This is a genomic window from Streptomyces sp. WAC 04229 (assembly GCF_003947455.1).
Taxonomy (GTDB): Bacteria; Actinomycetota; Actinomycetes; order Streptomycetales; family Streptomycetaceae; genus Streptomyces.
Genome location: NZ_QHJH01000054.1, coordinates 23545 through 42838, shown reverse-complemented (window position 1 = coordinate 42838; position 19294 = coordinate 23545). Strand labels below are relative to the sequence as shown.

General features: G+C 71.7%; 21 protein-coding genes. 11 read left to right on the top strand and 10 right to left on the bottom strand.

All coding sequences use genetic code 11. The features are described 5' to 3' along the window. The 6 genes from DMH12_RS17125 to mmsA all read right to left on the bottom strand — a co-directional run. Positions 1–1321, bottom strand: a 1321-nt coding sequence (locus DMH12_RS17125) for an AMP-binding protein (RefSeq protein ID WP_260474235.1), incomplete at its 3' end; no start/stop codon positions are given. Between the two features lie 119 nt (positions 1322–1440). Then, entirely contained in the window at positions 1441–3030 is a 1590-nt protein-coding gene (locus DMH12_RS17120; RefSeq protein WP_125492444.1) for a VWA domain-containing protein, read from the bottom strand. 177 nt (positions 3031–3207) lie between these two features. After that, a complete protein-coding gene (locus tag DMH12_RS17115; RefSeq protein ID WP_125492443.1) occupies positions 3208–4089 on the bottom strand; it encodes an ABC transporter permease in 882 nt (293 codons plus the stop codon). Then, positions 4086–6737, bottom strand: coding sequence for an alpha/beta fold hydrolase (locus DMH12_RS17110; RefSeq protein WP_185832365.1), 2652 nt, complete (start codon positions 6735–6737; stop codon positions 4086–4088). The genes DMH12_RS17115 and DMH12_RS17110 overlap by 4 nt, the downstream gene beginning before the upstream one ends. Before the next feature lie 113 nt (positions 6738–6850). Then, positions 6851–8278, bottom strand: a complete 1428-nt coding sequence (locus tag DMH12_RS17105) for an APC family permease (RefSeq protein ID WP_125492442.1) — start codon at positions 8276–8278, stop codon at positions 6851–6853. Between the two features lie 286 nt (positions 8279–8564). Beyond that, the gene (gene mmsA / locus DMH12_RS17100; protein WP_125492441.1) at positions 8565–10067 is read right to left on the bottom strand and encodes a CoA-acylating methylmalonate-semialdehyde dehydrogenase; all 1503 of its coding nucleotides are present in this window, start codon (positions 10065–10067) and stop codon (positions 8565–8567) included. A gap of 346 nt (positions 10068–10413) precedes the next feature. Here mmsA and DMH12_RS17095 point away from each other — a divergent pair, with 346 nt between their 5' ends. From DMH12_RS17095 to DMH12_RS17075, 5 genes are all read left to right on the top strand, one after another. Next, a complete protein-coding gene (locus DMH12_RS17095) occupies positions 10414–11877 on the top strand; it encodes a condensation domain-containing protein (RefSeq protein WP_125492449.1) in 1464 nt (487 codons plus the stop codon). Positions 11878–12079: 202 nt separating this feature from the next. Further along, positions 12080–12325: a hypothetical protein gene (locus tag DMH12_RS17090; protein ID WP_125492440.1), complete on the top strand. Its 246-nt coding sequence runs from the start codon at positions 12080–12082 to the stop codon at positions 12323–12325. Between the two features lie 56 nt (positions 12326–12381). Then, on the top strand, positions 12382–12738 hold the full coding sequence (locus DMH12_RS17085; RefSeq protein ID WP_125492439.1) for a hypothetical protein: 357 nt from the start codon (positions 12382–12384) through the stop codon (positions 12736–12738). 151 nt (positions 12739–12889) lie between these two features. Further along, positions 12890–13153: a hypothetical protein gene (locus tag DMH12_RS17080; RefSeq protein WP_125492438.1), complete on the top strand. Its 264-nt coding sequence runs from the start codon at positions 12890–12892 to the stop codon at positions 13151–13153. A 242-nt stretch (positions 13154–13395) separates the two neighbouring features. Beyond that, the gene (locus DMH12_RS17075; RefSeq protein ID WP_260474234.1) at positions 13396–13731 is read left to right on the top strand and encodes a hypothetical protein; all 336 of its coding nucleotides are present in this window, start codon (positions 13396–13398) and stop codon (positions 13729–13731) included. Positions 13732–13898: 167 nt separating this feature from the next. On the opposite strand, the gene DMH12_RS17070 is transcribed toward DMH12_RS17075, so the two are convergent. From DMH12_RS17070 to DMH12_RS17060, 3 genes are all read right to left on the bottom strand, one after another. Continuing rightward, positions 13899–14177: a hypothetical protein gene (locus DMH12_RS17070; RefSeq protein ID WP_125492437.1), complete on the bottom strand. Its 279-nt coding sequence runs from the start codon at positions 14175–14177 to the stop codon at positions 13899–13901. A gap of 144 nt (positions 14178–14321) precedes the next feature. After that, the gene (locus DMH12_RS17065) at positions 14322–14603 is read right to left on the bottom strand and encodes a hypothetical protein (protein WP_125492436.1); all 282 of its coding nucleotides are present in this window, start codon (positions 14601–14603) and stop codon (positions 14322–14324) included. 179 nt (positions 14604–14782) lie between these two features. Next, a complete protein-coding gene (locus DMH12_RS17060) occupies positions 14783–15262 on the bottom strand; it encodes a hypothetical protein (RefSeq protein ID WP_125492435.1) in 480 nt (159 codons plus the stop codon). On the opposite strand from DMH12_RS17060, the gene DMH12_RS17055 reads away from it, so the two are divergent. The 3 genes from DMH12_RS17055 (at position 15245) to DMH12_RS17045 (ending at position 16871) form a co-directional block, all read left to right on the top strand. Beyond that, on the top strand, positions 15245–15517 hold the full coding sequence (locus DMH12_RS17055; protein WP_125492434.1) for a hypothetical protein: 273 nt from the start codon (positions 15245–15247) through the stop codon (positions 15515–15517). The genes DMH12_RS17060 and DMH12_RS17055 overlap by 18 nt on opposite strands. Before the next feature lie 214 nt (positions 15518–15731). Then, positions 15732–16520, top strand: a complete 789-nt coding sequence (locus DMH12_RS17050) for a hypothetical protein (RefSeq protein ID WP_125492433.1) — start codon at positions 15732–15734, stop codon at positions 16518–16520. 78 nt (positions 16521–16598) lie between these two features. Continuing rightward, positions 16599–16871, top strand: a complete 273-nt coding sequence (locus DMH12_RS17045; protein WP_122620022.1) for a hypothetical protein — start codon at positions 16599–16601, stop codon at positions 16869–16871. Between the two features lie 102 nt (positions 16872–16973). Here the strand turns inward: DMH12_RS17045 and DMH12_RS17040 are convergent, their stop codons facing one another. Then, positions 16974–17714: a chaplin gene (locus DMH12_RS17040; RefSeq protein ID WP_125492432.1), complete on the bottom strand. Its 741-nt coding sequence runs from the start codon at positions 17712–17714 to the stop codon at positions 16974–16976. A gap of 367 nt (positions 17715–18081) precedes the next feature. On the opposite strand from DMH12_RS17040, the gene DMH12_RS39100 reads away from it, so the two are divergent. From DMH12_RS39100 to DMH12_RS17025, 3 genes are all read left to right on the top strand, one after another. Next, a complete protein-coding gene (locus DMH12_RS39100; RefSeq protein WP_161326861.1) occupies positions 18082–18273 on the top strand; it encodes an AlpA family transcriptional regulator in 192 nt (63 codons plus the stop codon). A 66-nt stretch (positions 18274–18339) separates the two neighbouring features. After that, on the top strand, positions 18340–18909 hold the full coding sequence (locus tag DMH12_RS17030) for a GNAT family N-acetyltransferase (protein WP_185832364.1): 570 nt from the start codon (positions 18340–18342) through the stop codon (positions 18907–18909). Between the two features lie 115 nt (positions 18910–19024). Beyond that, positions 19025–19264, top strand: coding sequence for a heavy-metal-associated domain-containing protein (locus DMH12_RS17025; protein WP_125492430.1), 240 nt, complete (start codon positions 19025–19027; stop codon positions 19262–19264). The last annotated feature ends 30 nt before the right edge of the window (positions 19265–19294 follow it).

The following is a 19294-nucleotide window of genomic DNA, read 5'->3' as shown; positions in this document are numbered from 1 at the left end:
ACCAAGCACAGGCCACACGAGGTGCAGCGCCGCGTGTCTGATGTGATGCAAGGACGGGGGGTGCCTGAGGGGGCGGAGCGCCTGGCGGGCGCGGACCCGCGGCGGAAAAGGGGGGGGGTGAGGGCGCGGGGCGGGGGGGGGGCCCCGGCGGGGAGGCGGGCGCCGGCGGGCCGCCCAGTTCGGCCCGCACCCGCCGGTAGACCAGCAGGTCGTACAGGGCCCAGCCGGCCCACAGGCCGAGGGTGGGACGCTTGCCGCGGCCGAGGAAGCGTTCCAGGTGGGCGCCGCCGAAGCGGACGGCGAGGCGGTGGGCGCGCTCGAAGGAGGCGCCGCGGCCGATCTTCTCCGCGGTCGCCCGGCCGGTGTCGTGGATCTTCTCGAAGAGGTACGGGACGCCGACCAGGAAGGTGGGGCGGAACGACTTGAGCGCGGGGCGCAGTTCGTCGGGCCTGATGCTCGGGAAGTGGCCGATCTCGATGCGGGCCAGCAGGCAGGCGATCTGGATCGTGCGGCCCAGGATGTGGGCGAGCGGCAGGAAGAGGAGCGTCGAGGCGGTCTGGCCGGTGACCTCCTTGAAGATCGGGTGCAGCAGTTCGACCGTGTTGGCGGCCTCGGCGTGCAGGTTGGCGTGGGTGAGGACGCAGCCCTTGGGGCGGCCGGTGGTGCCGGAGGTGTAGCAGACCGTCGCCACCGCGTCCGGGGTCAGGGCGGTGCGGCGCTTGGTGACCTCCTCGTCACTCACGCCCGTGCCGAGGGCGGTGAGGTCGGCGAGCGCGCCCGCGTCGAGTTCCCAGACGCGCGGGCGTTCGGGGTGGGCGGCGGTGCCGGCCAGGACGGTGGCGGTGTTGGCGGCGGTCTCGGTGACGAGGTGCCGGGCGCCCGAGTCGCGGACGATCCACTCGACCTGGTCGGCGGAGGAGGTGGCGTAGACGGGGACGGTCTGGCCGCCGGCCGCCCAGATCGCGAAGTCCAGGACGGTCCACTCGTAGCGGGTGCGGGACATGACGGCGACCCGTCCGCCCGGTTCCAGGCCGCCCGCGATCAGGCCCTTGGCCACCGCGGTCACCTCGCGGGCGAACTCGGCCGCGGTGACGGGCCGCCAGGCGCCGTCCGCCTCGCGGCGCAGGACCACCGCGTCGGGGGCCTCGGCGGCGTTGGTGAACGGGATGTCGGCGATGCTGCCGGTGGTGGGGCGGGGCGCCAGGGGTGCGGTGCGGGCCTCGCGGACGGCGCCGTAGGCGTCCCTGACGGTCTCGGTGCTCGCGCGGGACACCAGGGCACCGCGGTTCCTCGCCCGTTTCAGGTCCTTGCGTACGCCCATGTCGGCTCCCGGTCGCTGATCGGCTGGCGTTGTGTCGTGCGCACCCAGACTTGCTTACTCCTGAGTAAACTTACTCAAGAGTAAGCATAGGTCAATGGGTGCGGCCGGACCGGGGCCCCTCAGGTCAGCCGGTTCGCCGTGCCGATCGCCTCGGCCAGCCGCCGGACGTCCTCGTCCTCGGTACGGCCGGCCAGAGAGCCGGCGCGCTCGGCGAGTTCACCGAGGCCGGGCGCGCCCGGCAGGGAGCCGTGGCGGGTGTCGCCGTCGTAGGAGGACGAGGAGGCCGACGAGGGCGAGGACCGGAGCGCGTCCGCGAAGTACGCGGCGGTCGCGGTGACCCGCAGGCCGCGGTCCGCCTCCCAGACCGAGTCCCCGAGGGCGTCGGTCTCCACGTCGCCGGACTCCTCGTGCGGGGTCCGGCTGTCGGGGTCGAGCCAGCGGACGGTGGCCGTCGCGAGGTGTCCGTCGGCGCCGGGCCGGGTGCGCACGGCGTACAGCGCGGTGACGGTGTGGCCGGGGCCCACCTCGCCGCCGTCGACGCGGTCGTCGCGGAAGTCCTCGTCGGCCACCTGCCGGTTGTCGTAGCCGACGAGACGGAACTCGGCGACCGTCTCCGGATCGAAGGCGACCTGGGCCTTGGCGTCGCGGGCGGTCAGCTCGATGTGGCGCGGGAGCTGCTCGCAGAAGACCTCGCGGGCGTCCTCGGCATCCGAGACGTACGTGGTGTGGCCGTCGCCCTTGTCGGCGAGGCGTTCCATCAGGGCGTCGCCGTAGTCGCTGCCGACGCCGACCCCGAACAGGGTGATGCCGTGCTCGCGGCGCTCGTCCGCGATGCGTTCGAGGATGGTGTCCGGGTCGGTGTCACCGGTGTTGGCGAGGGCGTCGGAGACGAGGACGACGCGGTTGGTGGCGCCCTCGCGGCGGCCCTCGACGGCGGTGTCGTAGCCGGTCTCGACGCCCGCGCCGAGGTTGGTGGACTCGGCCGGCTCCAGACTGTCGATCGCGTCGTGGACCCGGCCTCGGTGATCGCCGAGCCGGGTCATCGGCAGCACCGTCTCGGCCTCGTCGCTGAAGGTGACGAGCGCGACCGAGTCGTCGTCGCGCAGCCGGTCGGTCATGGTGGCGAGGGAATCCTGGGCGAGGTCCAGACGGCCGGGCTCGCCCATCGAGCCGGAGACGTCGATGACGAACGTCAGTGCGGCCGGCGGGCGTTCGCCGCGCTGCTCGGCGGTGCGGGTGGCGAGGCCCACGCGGACCAGCGACCAGTCCTTCTCGTCGGTTCGGGCGCCGTCCACGCTCACCGTGAAGCCGTCGCCGTCGGGGCGGTCGTAGTCCTGGCGGAAGCTGTTGACGAACTCCTCGGGCCGGACCGTCGACGGGTCCGGAAGCCGGCCCTCGGAGAGGGTGCGGCGGGCGTAGCCGTAGGAGGCGGTGTCCACGTCGAGGGCGAAGGTGGAGAGGAGGTCGGGGTCGGGGGCGACCTCACGGGAGTCGCCGTTCTCGCCCCTCTCCCCGGCCTCCCCGGTGGATGTGCCGCCGCGCGGGCCGTCGGGCGCGGGCGCGTAGCCGCCGCCCCGGGAGTCGGCGGCGGTGTCCTTCGCCCCCTGGGCCGCGTCGTCCCCTCCCCCGCAGCCGGTGAGCAGCAGGCCGCCCGCCGCCGTGAGCGCGAGCAGCGCGCCGACCGGCCTTCGTGTCCGGTACCGCTTCATCGTCCCTACCCCCTGGTTCCGTTGACGCCGACGTACGTGACTGTGACGGCGGGGCGGGGCGGAACGTGCGGGACGGGGCGTCACGGCTGTGTCTCGAAGTGGGCACGGCGGCGGGCCCGCGTGACCGGTGGGTGACCCTCCGGTGACCGGGCCGATGTCCAGCCTGTGGCACCCGGCCTACGACACCACGTCCTTGCGCGAGAAGTTCCGGAAGGCCAGGGCGAACAGGACCAGTGCGTACGTCACCGAGAGCGAGGTGCCCTGGATCAGGCGGGTCCAGTCCAGCTCGGGGCGGACCGTGTCCAGCCAGGCGTACTGCCAGTGGGCGGGCAGGAAGTCGCGCCAGTCGCCGAGGGCGGTCACCTCGTCCAGGACGTTGCCGATGATGGTCAGGCCGACCGCGCCGCCGACCGCGCCCAGCGGGGCGTCGGTCTTGGTGGAGAGCCAGAACGCCAGCGCGGCGGTGACCAGTTGCGAGACGAAGACGTACGCCACCGTGAGGGCGAGGCGCTCGGCGGCGGTGCCGGTGGGCAGGCTGCCGCCGGTGGGCAGCTCCAGCGGGCCCCAGCCGTAGGCGGCGGTGCCGACGGCGAGGGCGACCAGGGGGAGCAGGACGATCGCGGCGAGGCTGAGGGCGAGGGCGACGACCAGCTTGGACCAGAGCAGGCGGGCGCGGGGCACCGGCGCGGCGAGCAGGTAGCGCAGGGAGGACCAGCCGGCCTCGGAGGCGACCGTGTCCCCGAAGAAGAGGGCGACGGGCACGACGAGCAGGAAGCCCGCGGAGGCGAACAGGTTCACCGCGGCGAAGTTCGCCCCCGACGCGGTGGCCGAGTCCATCAGGCTGACCTGGTTGTTCGACCCGCCCGGTTCGCCGCCGATCCGGAAGGCGACGAGCAGCACGAACGGGAGGGCGAAGAGGATGCCGCCCATGACGAGGGTGCGCCGCCGCTTCAGCTGCCGGACCATTTCGACCCGGACGGGCAGCGTGCGGCCCGCGCGGTACCCCTCGGCGACCTCCTGGGCGCCGGTGGGCTCGGCGCGGTCGGCCAGCGTGCTCATGCCGAGTCTCCGATCAGGGTGAGGAAGGCGTCCTCGAGGCGCCGGTGGGGGCCCACCGACTCCACGGGCACGTCCAGGCGGACGAGTTCGGGGATGAGGTCGCGGGCGGTGCCGGTGGAGTCGAGGCGGACCAGGAGGCCGCCCTCGGTGACGGCCGCCGAGGCCACGCCGGGCAGCGCGGCGACCTTCTCGACGAGGGGCGCGTCCACGCGCGCGTGGGTGCCGACCAGCAGGGTGTCCCCGGAGCCGACGATCTCGCCGACCGGACCGGCCTGCACGAGCCGGCCGTGGTCCATCACCACCAGGTGGGTGCAGCTCTGCTCGACCTCGGACAGCAGGTGGCTGGAGACGATCACCGTGCGCCCGGCGGCCGCGTAGCGGATCATCACCTCGCGCATCTCGCGGATCTGGGGCGGGTCGAGGCCGTTGGTCGGCTCGTCCAGGATGAGCAGGTCGGGCAGGCCCAGCATGGCCTGGGCGATGGCCAGACGCTGCCGCATGCCCTGGGAGTAGGTGCGCACCGCGCGGGCGAGCGCGTCGCCGAGGCCGGCGATCTCCAGGGCCTCGTCCATGTGGGCGTCCTCGGCCGGGCGGCCGGTGGCCCGCCAGTACAGCTCCAGGTTCTCCCGGCCGGACAGGTGCGGCAGGAAGCCCGCGCCCTCGACGAAGGCGCCGACGCGGGAGAGCACGGGGGCGCCGGGCGCGATGGCGTGGCCGAAGACGCGGATGTCGCCGCCGTCCGGCGCGATCAGGCCCATCAGCATGCGCAGGGTCGTCGTCTTGCCCGCGCCATTCGGCCCGAGGAGGCCGAGCACCTGGCCCTTCTCCACGCGGAAGGACAGGTCCCGTACGGCGTACCGGTCGGCGGACTTGGCGTACCGCTTGGTCAGGCCGGTGATCTGGAGGGGTACGCCGGCCAGCGCGGGGTCGGGGGGCGGGGCCGAGGTGCGGCGGCGGGCGGTCAGCAGCAGGGCCGCGGCGACGGCGGCTCCCGCGAGGGGCGCCCACCAGACCCAGGCGGGCAGCCCGGCCGTCGCACCGGTGTCACCGAGGGCGGTCGGTACGGACAGGCCGCCCTGGAGGGAGACGGTGTAGGTGGCGGGGGCGGCCGGTGAGGCGTAGCCGAGGTCGGTGGAGGCGAGGACCAGGCGCAGCTTGTGGCCGCGTTCCACCTCGTGGTCGACGGCGGGCAGGGTGACCGTGACGTCCTCGCCGGCCTTGGCGTCCGCCACCCGCAGCGGCGTGACCAGTTGCGAGGGAAGCACCTGCTGGGCGCCGCCGGGGCCGACGTCGTACACCTTGGCGAAGAGCACGGCGTCCTCGGCGGTGGACTGCACGCGGACGGTCGCGGTGGGCGAGCCGGTGATCTGGAGGTCCTCGCGCAGGGGCGCCGACTCGAAGGCCGCGTACTGGCCGGGGAAGTCGAGGGAGATGCCGACGCCGAGCGAGGAGAGCTGGGAGAGGCCGCCGGATCCGCCGATGCCGGGCAGGGCGGAGACGGCGGGCGGGGCGGCCCCCGCCGGGTTCTCGAAGGTCTGCTCGCGTCCGCGCAGTTCGATCGCGCGCGGCTCGCCGCCGAGGCCGGGGTAGGAGTCGGCGCTCACGCCCTCCAGGCGGGGCTCTCCGTCGCCGCTGCCGGTGCCGACGGTGCGGGAGACGCGGAAGGCGGGGCCGGTGCCGGCCGACTCGTCGCCCTTCAGGTGGCGGTCGAACCACGCTCCGGTACGGGCCTCGACGCGGTCGGCCTCCAGGTCGCCGCCGTCGTGGCCGCCCGAGACCCAGTCGACGTCCACGGGGGCGCCGTTGGCGCGGATCGCCTTGGCGGCGGCGTCGGCCTGGCCGAGCGGGAAGAGCGAGTCGGTCTGGCCCTGGGCCAGCAGTGTGGGCACGTCGATCCGGTCGCCGACGGCCTGCGGGCTGCGCTCCTGGAGGAGCTTCACCGCCTCGGCGTCCGGCGCCCCCTTCTCGGCGACGCGCTGGTACATGCGGCAGAGCGCGGGCTCGAACTTCTCGCAGCCGCCGCCCATGTTGACGAAGATGCCGGCCCAGAGCTTCTTGAAGACGCCGTTCGGGAAGAGGGCGTCCGCCAGGTTCCAGTACGTGATGGCGGGGGCGATGGCGTCCACGCGGTCGTCGTGCCCGGCGGCCAGCAGCGCGACGGCGCCGCCGTAGGAGCCCCCGGCCATGCCCACGCGCGGGTCGCCCCTGCCGTCCAGCCGGACCTCGGGCCGCCCGGCGAGCCAGTCGATCAGCCGGGACACGTCGGCGACCTCGCCGTCCGGGGCGTTGAGCCCGATCTTCCCGGTCGACCTGCCGAAGCCGCGCGCCGACCACGTCAGGACCGCGTACCCGTCCTGGGCGAGGCGCTCCGCCTGGTCCCGGACGTCGGCCTTGCTGCCGCCGAAGCCGTGCGCGAGCAGGACCGCGGGGCGGCGGCCGTCGGATCCGGCCGTGAAGTACGAGGTGTCCAGGCGCACTCCGTCGCCCACTTCCACGACCCGGTCGGCGCGGTGGACCGGGGGCGGGTCGTCGCCGGCGACGGCCGTCCAGGTCCCGGCACCGGCGAGCACGACGACAGCGGCCGCGGCGGAGAGTATCCGCCGCGGCCCCCGTAGCAGCCCTCGCACGCGGGGCAGTCGAAGATCCATGCGTCAACGGTACGGGCAGCCGCCGACAACCGAGGCCCTCCCGGGGGTGAACCACCGCCCCTCCCAGGGAGGTACGAGCGCGGTGGCGCGTACCGCGGACGCGGTAGGCCGGGTCACGGCCCGGCGGGCTCCCGTACGTCGTCGGGGACGGAGACCAGCCAGCGGGTGTCCCGGCGCGGGCGCAGGTACAGGGCCCAGTAGAGCGTGGCCACGGCCGCGATGCCGCCGGTCCACAGCAGGTGGCTCGCCTCCTGCTGGGTCAGGATGTAGGCGAGGACCGAGATCAGCAGGACCGGCACCACCGGCCACAGGGGCATGCGCCACGCGTGCGTGTGCCCGTGGGCGCCGCGCCGGGACAGCAGGGCGGCGACCGCGACCAGCAGGTACATCGCGGTCACGGAGACGCCGGTGACGCCGTACAGGGTGTCGAGGTTGACGTAGCACAGCGCGGCGCCCGGCACGCCCACGGCGAGGGTGGCGACCCACGGCGAGCCGAACCGGCCGAGCCTGGCGAAGAGCCGGTTGACCGGCGCGGGCCACGCCTTGTCGCGGGCGGAGGCGAACAGGACGCGCGAGTTCTGGATGACCATCACGATGCCGGCGTTGATGATGGCGAGGGCCACGCAGAGGCTGACGAAGGTGCCGACGGCGGAGTTGGACCAGGCGGTGACCATGGCGCCGATGTCGCCGCCGGTCAGCTCCGCCAGGTCGGAGGCGCCGAAGGTGATGGCGACGACCGGGACGAGGATGATCACCGTGGAGATGGCGAGGGTGGCCAGCACCGTCCGGGCGACGTTGCGGCGTGGGTTCTCCAGTTCCTCGGAGAGGTAGACGGCGGTGGAGAAGCCCTGCGTGATGAAGAGGGCGATGGCGAGCCCGGAGACGACCAGCATGGCCGTCACGGGGTCCGTTCCGCCGCCCGCACCGCCCACCTCCATCGACGTGAGGCTGCCGGGGCCGCGCTCGGCGTGGGCGAAGCCCAGCACGGCGACGACGGCCGCGGCGATGACCTCCAGGACCAGGAAGACGCCGGTGATCCAGGCGTTGGCGCGCAGGTCGAGGAGGCCGGCGAGGGTGGCGAGCAGCATGACGGCTGCGCCCGCCAGGGACGGATCGAGGTGCAGGATCGGTTCGAGGTAGTCGGCCGTGCCCATCGCGATCACCGGCGGGACGATCATGACGACCAGCAGGGACAGTACGAAGACCAGCCAGCCCGCCAGGCGCCCGGCCATCGTCGACACCATGGCGTACTCGCCGCCCGCGCTGGGGACCAGAGTGCCCAGCTCCGAGTAGCAGAACGCCACGGCGACGCAGAGGAGCGAGCCGACGGCGATGGTCAGGGCGGTGGCGGTGCCGAGCGAGCCGAACAGGTCGGGGACGACCACGAACAGCGTGGAGGCGGGGGTCACGCAGGAGAGCGTGAGGAGCGTGCCGCCGACGACCCCGATGGACCGCTTCAGCGTCCGCGACCGGTCCGGATGGTCCCCGAGGTCCTCGGGTGCCGTCGCAGCGGTCTGGGCGGGACGGAGCGTGTCGGTCATACGCGGTTTCCGATCGACTCGTGCGGCACGGTGCGCGGCGGAGCGCCACCGCCTCCGGTTCGCTCCCGCGGCAAGATGGAATACCGACGGAAACCAGTGCGTCAATGGCAGTTCATCTACGGAATCCGTCGCCTGAAGCGCGTAGAGCTTTCGAAAACGGCATCAGATGCGTAGGCCCAACGGCCGTTCCGGGTGCGCGGGATCCGTTGCGGACGGAGGAAAAAAATACGGCCGTCCGGATGACGGACGGCCGTACGGGGCTTCCCCGGGCTCTGCCGGGCAGTCCTCAGTGGTTGCGCGGGAAGCCCAGGTCCACGCCGGCGGGGGCGTCGGCCGGGTCCGGCCAGCGGGTGGTGACGACCTTGCCGCGGGTGTAGAAGTGCGTGCCGTCGTTGCCGTAGATGTGGTGGTCGCCGAAGAGCGAGTCCTTCCAGCCGCCGAAGGAGTGGTAGCCCACGGGGACCGGGATCGGGACGTTCACGCCGACCATGCCGGCCTCGATCTCCAGCTGGAAGCGGCGGGCCGCGCCGCCGTCCCGGGTGAAGATCGCGGTGCCGTTCCCGAACGGCGAGGCGTTGATGAGGGCGACGCCCTCCTCGTAGGTGTCCGCGCGCAGCACGCACAGCACCGGGCCGAAGATCTCGTCCTGGTAGGCCTTCGCCGTGGTCGGCACCCGGTCGAGCAGGGAGATGCCGATCCAGTGGCCGTCCTCGTGGCCGTCGACCGTGTGACCGGTGCCGTCCAGGACGACCTCGCAGCCCTCGGCCGCCGCGCCCTCGACGTAGGAGGCGACCTTGTCGCGGTGCGCCTTGGTGATGAGCGGGCCCATCTCGGACGTCGGGTCGTTGCCGGGGCCGATCTTGATCTTCTCCGCGCGCTCGCGGATCTTCTCGACCAGTTCGTCGCCGACGGCGCCGACGGCGACGACCGCGGAGATCGCCATGCAGCGCTCGCCCGCGGAACCGTAGGCCGCGCTCACGGCCGCGTCGGCCGCCGCGTCGAGGTCGGCGTCGGGCAGCACCAGCATGTGGTTCTTGGCGCCGCCGAGCGCCTGCACGCGCTTGCCGTTGGCGGAGGCGGTGGTGTGGATGTAGCGGGCGATCGGGGTCGAACCGACGAAGGAGACGGCCTTGACGTCCGGGTGCTCCAGGAGGCGGTCGACGGCCACCTTGTCGCCGTGCACGACGTTGAAGACGCCGTCCGGCAGCCCGGCCTCGGACAGCAGCTCGGCGATCCTGACGGCCGCCGACGGGTCCTTCTCGCTCGGCTTGAGCACGAAGGTGTTGCCGCAGGCGATGGCGAGCGGGAACATCCACATCGGCACCATGGCCGGGAAGTTGAACGGCGTGATGCCGGCGACCACACCGAGCGGCTGCCGGATCGAGGACACGTCGACGCGGGTGGCGACCTCGGTGGACAGCTCACCCTTGAGCTGCACGTTGATGCCGCAGGCCAGGTCGACGATCTCCAGTCCGCGGGCGACCTCGCCGAGCGCGTCGGAGTGCACCTTGCCGTGCTCGGCGGTGATCAGCGCGGCGATGTCGTCGCGGTGCGCGTCCAGCAGCGACCGGAACCTGAAGAGGATCGAGGTGCGCTGCGCCAGCGAGGACTGGCCCCAGCTCAGGTACGCCTCCTTGGCGGCGGCGACCGCGGCGTCCACCTCGCCGACCGAGGCGAAGGCGACCTTGGTGGTGACCGCGCCGGTGGCCGGGTCGGTCACCGGCCCGTACGTGCCCGAGGCGCCTTCGGCGGGCTTGCCGCCGATCCAGTGGTTGACGATGTTCGTCATGACCGAGAACTCCTTCACAGATGGCGGCGACGGGTACAGACGTGCCGTTCGTACAGCTCAGGGCCTTTGACCACGGACGGTCCGGCCGCGGTCTCGGCCATGTCTCCATCTCACCAGGCGCGGGCCCTCCCATGCGCCCGACACAGTGTCTGCGGTTTGGGTGCGGGCGTAGACACATGTTGCGGGCGTCCGGCAGGGCGGGCGCTGCGGGCGCCCGCCGCGGAGGATTCGGCTCGTTGTTCGGAGTGTCGCTCGTTGTACTGGAATGCGGGCGACACAGTGGTCGTCGCGTGTATGGCGCGCTGCCTTGATCAAGCTGGTGTCTTCTGCGAATGGAGACGCCGTCATGCGAGTTTGCGACATTCAGCGGTGTGAGGTGCGGCCGGGGCGGCTGGTCGAGTTCACATTCAGTGAGGCGACAGTGGGGGCCATGGCGTCACTGGCGCCGGACCCGCGGCCGCCGGCGTACATCCAGGAGTCGCACATCAGGACAGCGCGGTCGGTGCGCGAGGGCGGGCTGTTCGTGCCGACGTGGCTGGGGGCGGCGTTCGATCTGCCGGGCCGGGTGGATCTCGATGTGCTGGAGCGGGCGTTGCGGGGCTGGACGCTGCGCCACGAGACGCTGCGCAGCGGCTTCAGGTGGGCCGGTGACGAGATGCAGCGGTTCACGCTGCGCGAGGGCGATGTCTCGCTGCGGCGTGAGGTGATCGGTGACTTCGCGGACGCGGGCGCGCTGGTCCGGTATCTGCAGAACCGATTCGACACGGCAGCGGACGCGCTGCGCTGGCCGAACCTGATCTACACCGCGGTCGTCCGGGACGATTCCACGAGCGTGTACATGGCTTTCGACCACACGAACGTGGACGCCTACTCCCTCCAGCGCATTCCGGAGGAGATCCACGAGCTGTACTCGGCGGGTCTCACGGGGCGGCCCGTCGCCGGGATGCCGACGGGCAGCTATGTCGACTTCTGCCGGCAGGAGCGCAGGGACGCGGACGGGATCGGTGACACACACGCAATCGTCGCACGCTGGCGGGAATTCATCGGCCGGTGCGGTGGGCGGCTGCCGGCGTTCCCCGTCGATCTCGGCCTGCAGCCCGGTGATGTGCTGCCTGCGCAGAAACTGGTGTGCGAGCCGCTCGTCGACGCGAACGCGGCCGCGGCGTTCGAGGCGTACTGCCGGCCCTACGGCGGCAGCCTGGTGGGGATCCTGGCCGCGACGAGTCTGATCGTCCACGAGATCGGCGGCGAACCCGTCTACCGCACGGTCGTGCCGTTCCACACCCGGCTGAAGTCGGCGTGGTCGGATTCGGTGGGCTGGTACGTCGGTGGCGCACCCATCGAGGTGCCCGCGGCGCGCGACTTCCGCGGGGCGCTGGAGACGGTCCGCGCCGAGTTGCGCGCCAACCGGTCGCTGGCACGCATTCCGCTGGCCCGGGTGCTGCCGCTGCTGGGCGCGGAATTCCGCCCGACGTCGCCCGACTTGTATTCGATCGTGTCGTACGTGGACGCCCGCCTGCTCCCCGGATCGTCCCGCTGGACCGAGAGCAAGGCGTACGGGCTGATCAGGGTTTCGTACGGCGACCAGGTGTGCGTATGGGTCAACCGGCTGCACGAGGGGCTGTGGTTCGCCTGCCGCTACCCGGACACCGACATCGCCTACAAGAACGTGCGCATGTACATCGAGAGGCTGCGGGACGTGATCGCGTCCGTGCCCACCCATGACGCTTCTCCGCCGCCCAGCCGACGCCCTGTTGACGCAACGCCACTTCCCTTGAGCGGTGTTGGTACGGCGCCGGGACGTGCGTGACAGCCAATTCACACGATGTGAAGGCATCTACTGCAGAGCAACCCAGCTTTTAATAGGGGGATTTACTTCCACTCGGTGATGCCGTCAATTCGTTGTCCCCCGAGAGGGACGCGCGGCGCGGAAGCCCCTTGATTACTGATAGCGTTCGGCCAGTCACGGTAGGCAATCAGCCTCTCTGTACGAGCGGAAATCCGAGGGTCTTATGCGCAAGCTTCAGCATGTCGTGATCGCAGCGGTGGCAGCGGCGGGCGGCCTGTCCGCCGCCGGCGCCGGCACCGCCGTCGCCGACACCTCCGACAACGCGCCGAAGGTGTACGACATCTACCGCCCCTACCAGGAGTGCAGCCCGCAGACGGTGTCCCAGAACGACGTCCCGATCGGCGTGCTCGGTATCGCCGGGACCCTGGACACGACCTGCGACCAGTACAACTACGACTTCACCGGCTGAGCCCGGCCCGCCCGGCGCCCGGGTACGCCGCACTCCTACGAAGGAAAGCGCATCACATGTTCAGCAGGAAGAAGATGACGGCGGTCTCGGTGCTCGCCGGCGGCCTCGCCATGGCCTGCGCCGGCCTCGCCCACGCGCACGCCGGGAAGGACCCGGGGACCTGCACTCGCGACCTCTTGGGTGGCTTCACCTGCAGTCAGCGGATCCACGGCCAGCTCTCCGAGGACGGCGAAATCCCCCACCAGGAGACGTGCACGCCGGTACAGCCCCTCACGCTGCCCGCCGCCCTGGGCCAGGGGCAGCTGCAGCTGGGCCCCAAGGTGACCTGTTCTCCCACTACTACGGGAGCGACCGACGAGGTCGAGAGCGGACAAGGACCGTTCGCCCTGCAGCCCCAAGTCCTGCATGGGTGACCCTTCCGGCAGGCATTGCGCCTGAGCCGGCGAACGACGTATGGGTCGACACGACGCGTAAGGCACAATCCCGACATATGACGAAATGCGTGTATAGGCTAACGCTCAGTAGTCAAGCCGGGCTTCGTGCCCGAGTACGGAAAGGTCACTCATGCGTAAGTTTCAGCGTGCCGCGGTCGTAGCCATGGCGGTTGCGGGGCTGTCGGCGTTCGGTGCCGGGGCCAGCTTCGCCGGTGAGGGCGACGCGCCCGCGCCGGTCTCCGCCGTGGCCAACTCGTCGGCCAACGCGCTGGCGGTCACCGGCGGTTACTACTTCGCGCCGCCGGCGCAGCCGCAGGGCGAGCCGCAGGCCGCCCCGGAGGAGGAGCGGCACGCCGAGCCCGAGCAGTACGGCCACGAGGGCGAAGGCCAGTAAAGACGTTGCCGGGAGTTCGTTCTCCCGGTGCCGCCACGGGCCACCGGCCCGTGGCGAACGCAGCCCGGACACGCCACGGTTACTCAGTGCGCGCGTCCGGGCTGCGGCCCATTCGGCCGCCGGTCGCAGGTGACAGCGCGTCCAGGCGCCGACTGATCGGTTCCGACACCTTCACGGGCCCGGGCGCACACCGGTCAACGGCAACCAGCGCCCGGGCCCTATCCGGTAAAGGAATGCAGCACATGTTCACTCCGCGGAAGATCGCCGCCATCTCGGGGATCGTCGGAAGTCTCGCCGCCCTCTGCGCAGGCGCCGGGCAGGCGTACGCGGACGGAGGCGCCGGTGACTGCGAGAGCAGGGACGGAGTCTGCGTCCGCAAGAGCGAGACTCGCATCGACAAGGACGGCGAGCACATCCTCAGGCAGGATCAGAGCTGCTCGACGATCGACCGGCCGAACGTGGTGTTCCAGGAGCACCAGGTACTGGGCGACGGAGGGTCGGCCAGTGCCGGGCCGGTGGTGGACTGCTCCAACACGGCGAAGCTGCCGAAGGGGTTCAAGAAGCCGCACTTCGTATGAGAGCTGCCGGCGAATGCCGGGCCGGGATCATTCCCGGCCCGGCATTTCCTTGTCCGCCCGCAGCCGTGCCGGCACGAACGAGCGCGGGAGCCCAAGGGCGCCCCGCTCACGCAAAAGCGGGCGCCCCGTGACCGGGACGCCCGCAGCCCACATCTGTGGGCCGGCCTTCAGCCGCCGACCGTGTTGTTGCAGCCCATCGTCGAGCCCAGGGAGGTCTTCTGCGCGCCCGGGTTGCCCTCGCCGTTCAGCAGGTTGCCGCCCAGGCCGTTGCCGATGCCCACCTGGCCGAGGATGTCGATGTTGCTGTCGTGCGACCCGCAGCTGCTGGTCTGGCTGACGGTGTAACCGCCGTTGCCGCCCTGGTCGGCATGGGCGGTGCCGACGCCCAGGAGTCCAGCGCTCCCGAACGCGGCGACGAGGACGGCGGCCATGCGGAGGTTGTGCATGTCATCTCCGGTGGAGTGAGGTGGAGAACGATCGGCTTTGGTGCGGAAGCGAAGGCTGATGCAAAGAACGGTCCCGGCGCCCTGCCCCGAGGGCCCGGTGCCGGGACCGTTCACTGGCCGACGCCGTGGCGTCGGCCCGGAAGGTCAGAAGGCGCTGTTGTTGCAGCCCATGGTGGAACCGAGGTGGGTGGACTGGGCGCCCGGGTTGCCCTCGCCGTTGAGCGCGTTGCCCAGCACGCCGTTGAGGAGGCCGACCTGGCCGAGGATGTCGAGGTTCAGGTCGTGCGACCGGCACTGGGAGCTCTGCGAGATCTTGAACTTGTCGCCCTCGCCGCCCTTGCCCTGGTCGGCGTGGGCCGTACCGCCCACGAGTCCGATGCTGCCGAGCGCGGCGACCAGGACGGCAACGTTGCGAAGCTTGCGCATTTCATCTCCGGTGAGGTGAGTGGGTGCGATCCGGGAGAGATCGACTTTGTACAATTCAGGAGATTAATGCGAAATAAGAACAAAACGTGCAACGACGCGCCGTTTTGGTGGCGAAAAGGCAAATACACCCAAAAGACCTATCGCGCATCCCCGGCCCCGCCGCCCGGCAGCCGACTGCCCTACTGCGCCTGCGCGCTGGCGAGGGAGTTCGCCTGGCTGTTGGCCTGGGTGCAGTCGACCCCCCGGGTCTGCGAGGCGGCGAGCAGCGCGACCGGCACATTGGCGGCGAGCAGGTTCTGCGGGCTGCACTCCTGGGACGGACGGAACAGGTTGGCCTGCTGCACCGGGCCACCCTGCTTCGGCTGCGGGGCCTGCGGAGAAACCTGGGGGCTGATCTGCGGGTTCAGCTGAGGGTTGACCTGCGGGCTGACCGTGGTACCCCGCTGGGGAGCCGCCTGCTGCGGCGCCGGCGAGCCGTACGACTGCACGGACGCCTGCGCCGAACTGGCCGAGGCGGCCTGGGCGTCAGGCTGTGAAACCGGCGTCGGCACAGCACCGTTGTGGCCGACCGGAGTCACAGCGGCGCTGGGTCCGGCCCCGGCGGCGGTCAGACCGCCGGCCGCTGCGACGATGAGCGCGACGTGCTGAAGCTTGCGCATGAAATCCTTTGGCCCTTCATTGAACCTGTGCACGGACTGGGCGAAATGCTCGATACGAAAGCGCAGTTGATCTGCACTGCTGCCTTGGGCGGCCGCAATAGAGCGTCGTTCCTGCCCCGTGCGGAACGAGGTGGGCGAGAGCCCGGATACGGGTGCGGCGCCGCCGTCACCCGTTTGCCGCAAGGGGTGCACGACCCTGCCGTCAACTCCCTTTCGGACAGCGGCAAATGGGTGACGGACTTTCACGTGCCGTGACCAGAACGAGGAAACCCTCGTTCCCCGTGGGGAGGGCAGCGGCCGTGGACCTGAGCAGGGGAGAAGGCGATTCGCTGCTGACTCCGACGCATAGTCCGTGTGCTGCTCACTGTGACCGCTGCCGACGATGCGGTGCGAGTCTCGCGCCGACTGCACGCGTGACGCGCTGAATTCAGTGGATTTCCAGTTCAGGTATCGAAGGGCCGAGGGTTTCATGCGCAAGCTTCACAAGGTCGCGCTCGTGGTGGCAGCAGCCGGCGGTCTGACCGCCGCCGGCGCCGGCGCCAGCCACGCCGCACCCGTCGGACAAGTCGGTGCCGTTCCAGCATCGACTCCTGACTACCCCGCCACGCACGCCGCCCCGCCGCCCCAGCCGACCGGCCCCTACGCCGCGGCCGGGACGCAGGGGACGGCTCAGGCCACCGCCACGCCGCAGCAACAGCACTACGCTGCGCCGGCGCCCCAGCCGTACGCCCAGCCGGCACCCCAGCCATACGCCCAGCCGGCACCCCAGCCATACGCCCAGCCGGCGCCCCAGCCGGCGCCCCAGCCGTACGCTCCGCCGGCGCCCCAGCCGTACGCCCAGCCGGCACCCCAGCCGTACGCTCCGCCGGCGCCCCAACAGACGGGCCACGCCTACGCCGCGGCCTCCTCGCACGGGACGGCGCAGGCCTCCACCTCGCCTTACCAGCCGCAGGCGGCTCCCATGCAGGCGGCTCCCATGCAGGCGCCCCAGGCCGCCCCCACGCAGCCTCAGGTCGTTCCTCAGGTCGTGCCGCAGGTGATGCCACAGGTCGCCCCCCAGGTGGCCATGCCCCAAGGCCTCGCGGCAGAGCCCCCGACCCAGGTCGCCCCGCAGGTGAACCCCCAGGTGAACCCTCAGGTGAACCCGATCCTCAACCCGCAGATCTCGCCGGCGGACGCACCGCAGCTGTCGCCGGTCGGCCTCGGACAGGTCGCGGCACCTCCGCTCGGCCAACTGGGGCTCCCCCGACTCGGCTGACGGCCCTCCGGCGCAGCCGCCCGCAATCGTCACTCCTCTGTTCCGACACCCCATCCGCTCGACCAACGGAGAACCCCCATGCGTACGTTCCAGAAGGCCGTCCTCGTGAGCGCCCTGCTCGGCAGCGTCGGCGCCCTCAGCGCCACCACCGCCGTCGCCAATGACTGGGGCAGCGACCTCGACATCACGCAGGGCACCGAGTGCCGTTCGCACGACATGAACATCGAGGTGCTCGGCAGCGTCGGTGCCCTCACCGGCCTGGCGGGCAACATCCTGAACGGCGAGGGCAACCCCGGCGCGCAGCAGAACCACCTCGGTTCCGACATGGGCTGCAACAGCCAGGCGCTCTGACGTCTCCCCCGGCCAGGCGCCGGGGTCAGTGCGGCGCAGCACGTCACGGGCACCGGAGGGAGTCGACATCCCTTCCGGTGCCCGTTTGTCGCTGCGTCCGGGTCAGCGGGTGGGGTCCGGGCGGAAGCGGCGGTACAGGACACCACCCGCAAGGAGAAGCGCGGCGCTCCCGGCGGCGGCGCCGACCGTGAGGTCCGCTCCGGTGTGGGCCAGCATGGCCGACTCGGAGCCGGGCTGGGTCCAGGCGTGGACCGGGGTCTCCGGTGCCGGGGTGCTCGGGACCGTCCGCTCCGGGGCGGCCGGCTTCGGCGCCGAGGTGTCCGGGGCCGGGCGGGTCTGGTCGTCGGGGCCGTTGACCGACTCGTTTCCGAAGACCGGGTTGCCCAGGCCGACCACACTGACGCTGTTCCCGGACACGTTCACCGGCAGGTCGACCGGGAGCTGAAGACCGTTGCCGGAGAGCAGGCCGGGCGAGTCGGCGGTGTGGCTCTGAGCCGACGCCCCGCTGGAGGCCGCCTCTCCGCCGCTCTCCGGGGAACTGCCGCTGGAGGCCGATCCGCTGCTGCTCTGCGAACTGCCTTTCTTCGCACCGCTTTTGTTAGCGCAGGAGTTGCCCGCGGCCGGGTTGAGCAGCCCCGCGACGTCCACCGTGTTTCCGCAGATGTTCACCGGCACGTCCACCGGGACCTGGATGGCGTTGCCGGAGATCAGCCCGGGCGAGCCGTCCGCCGCAGCGTCGGCGCCGGCTCCGTCGGCCGCGAATGCCGAGGACACCGGTAGTGCCAGGGCCATCACGCCGGACGCGGCGGCGGCGAGTACACCGTTTCGGGTAGCCAGTCCCATGGGTTTTTGCCTTCCTGACAATTCGCGGGCACTCACCCGCACCCCATGAAACGCAAGGGATCCCAGCAGAGTTATGGGTACCGCCTTCGATGCCACCCTCGGGCACCAGTCCGCCCGCTGTTCCACAACAAACCGACAAGCGGCGGATATTACGGACCCGGGGCCACGACCGTGTCACAAGTACCACCGTCGTGTCACAACTGTCGCGCCTCCACGGGCCTTCCGTCACAGGCGCGCACGGGCCCTCTCCGGCCATCACTCCCGGTCGTTCACCCGGCACACGCTTGGTGATCGCCAGCGCAGCGCCCGGCTCCCCCCGGTGGCCGTCCCCGGCCGCCGCCGCGGCGCGCGCGGGGAGGTGCGACTAGTGACCGACCGAAGGCTCTGGTCCTACAAGGACATCGCGGCCCACATCCGGGTGCAGCCCGACACCGTGCGGTCCTACCGCAAGCACGGACTGCTGCCGCCGCCCGACCACGTGGAGGGCGGCAAGCCCTACTGGTACGCGGACACGATCCGGGCCTGGGTGGCGTCCCGGCCACGCAACCGGAACCGGTAGCGGGGCCGGGCCGCGCGGGAGAAAACCGTTCTGTGCCCCACCGCCGCGTGAGGCACAGTGCCGCCCATGGACTTCTCAGAGAAACCCGTCCTCACCGGCGAGCGGACCGTCCTGCGGCCGTTCACCGCGCGGGACGCGGACGTGATGTGGGAGATCGTCAACGACCCCGAGGTCGTCCGCTTCACGTTCGAACCCAGCACCGAGCTCACCCGGGAACGGCTGCGCTCCTGGTACGGCGTGCGCACCGCCGACCCCGACCGCCTCGACCTCGCCGTCACCGACCGCGCGACCGGCGAGCTCGTCGGCGAGGTCGTCCTGTACGACTGGGACCCGGCCGCCCGCAGCTGCACCTTCCGCACCCTCATCGGGGCCCAGGGCCGCGGCCGGGGTCTGGGCAGCGAGGCGACCCGGCTCATCGTCGGGCACGCGTTCGAGCGGGTCGGCCTGCACCGCGTCCAACTGGAGGTCTACGCCCACAACCCGCGGGCCCGCCGGGTGTACGAGAAGGCCGGCTTCGTGGTGGAGGGGATACGCCGGGAGGCGGCCCTGCGCGACGGCGTGTGGGTGGACGACGTCCTGATGGCGGTCCTCGACCACGAGTGGGCCGCCCACGGAGGCGTCGCGCGTGACGGGTGAGGCCGGGTGAGGCCCGGCGGGGTCCGCTTCCATACCCCCTAGGGGTACAGTGGGGTACGTGGTCCACGCTGGGCCACGGGTACCCGCCGTGCACACCCCGACGAGGAGTAACGACATGACCGCCCAGACCGACACCCAGGGCTCCGTCACCACCGTCTACAAGGTGAGCGGAATGAGTTGCGGACACTGCGAGGGCGCCGTCTCCGGCGAGATCTCCGAGATCGCGGGCGTCACCTCGGTACGGGCCGTCGCGTCCACCGGCGAGGTCACCGTCGCCTCCGGGGCACCGCTGGACGACGACGCCGTACGCGCCGCCGTGGACGAGGCCGGCTTCGAGCTCGTCGGCCGGGCCTGAGCACCGGCGCCCCGCAGCAGCCACCGTCCC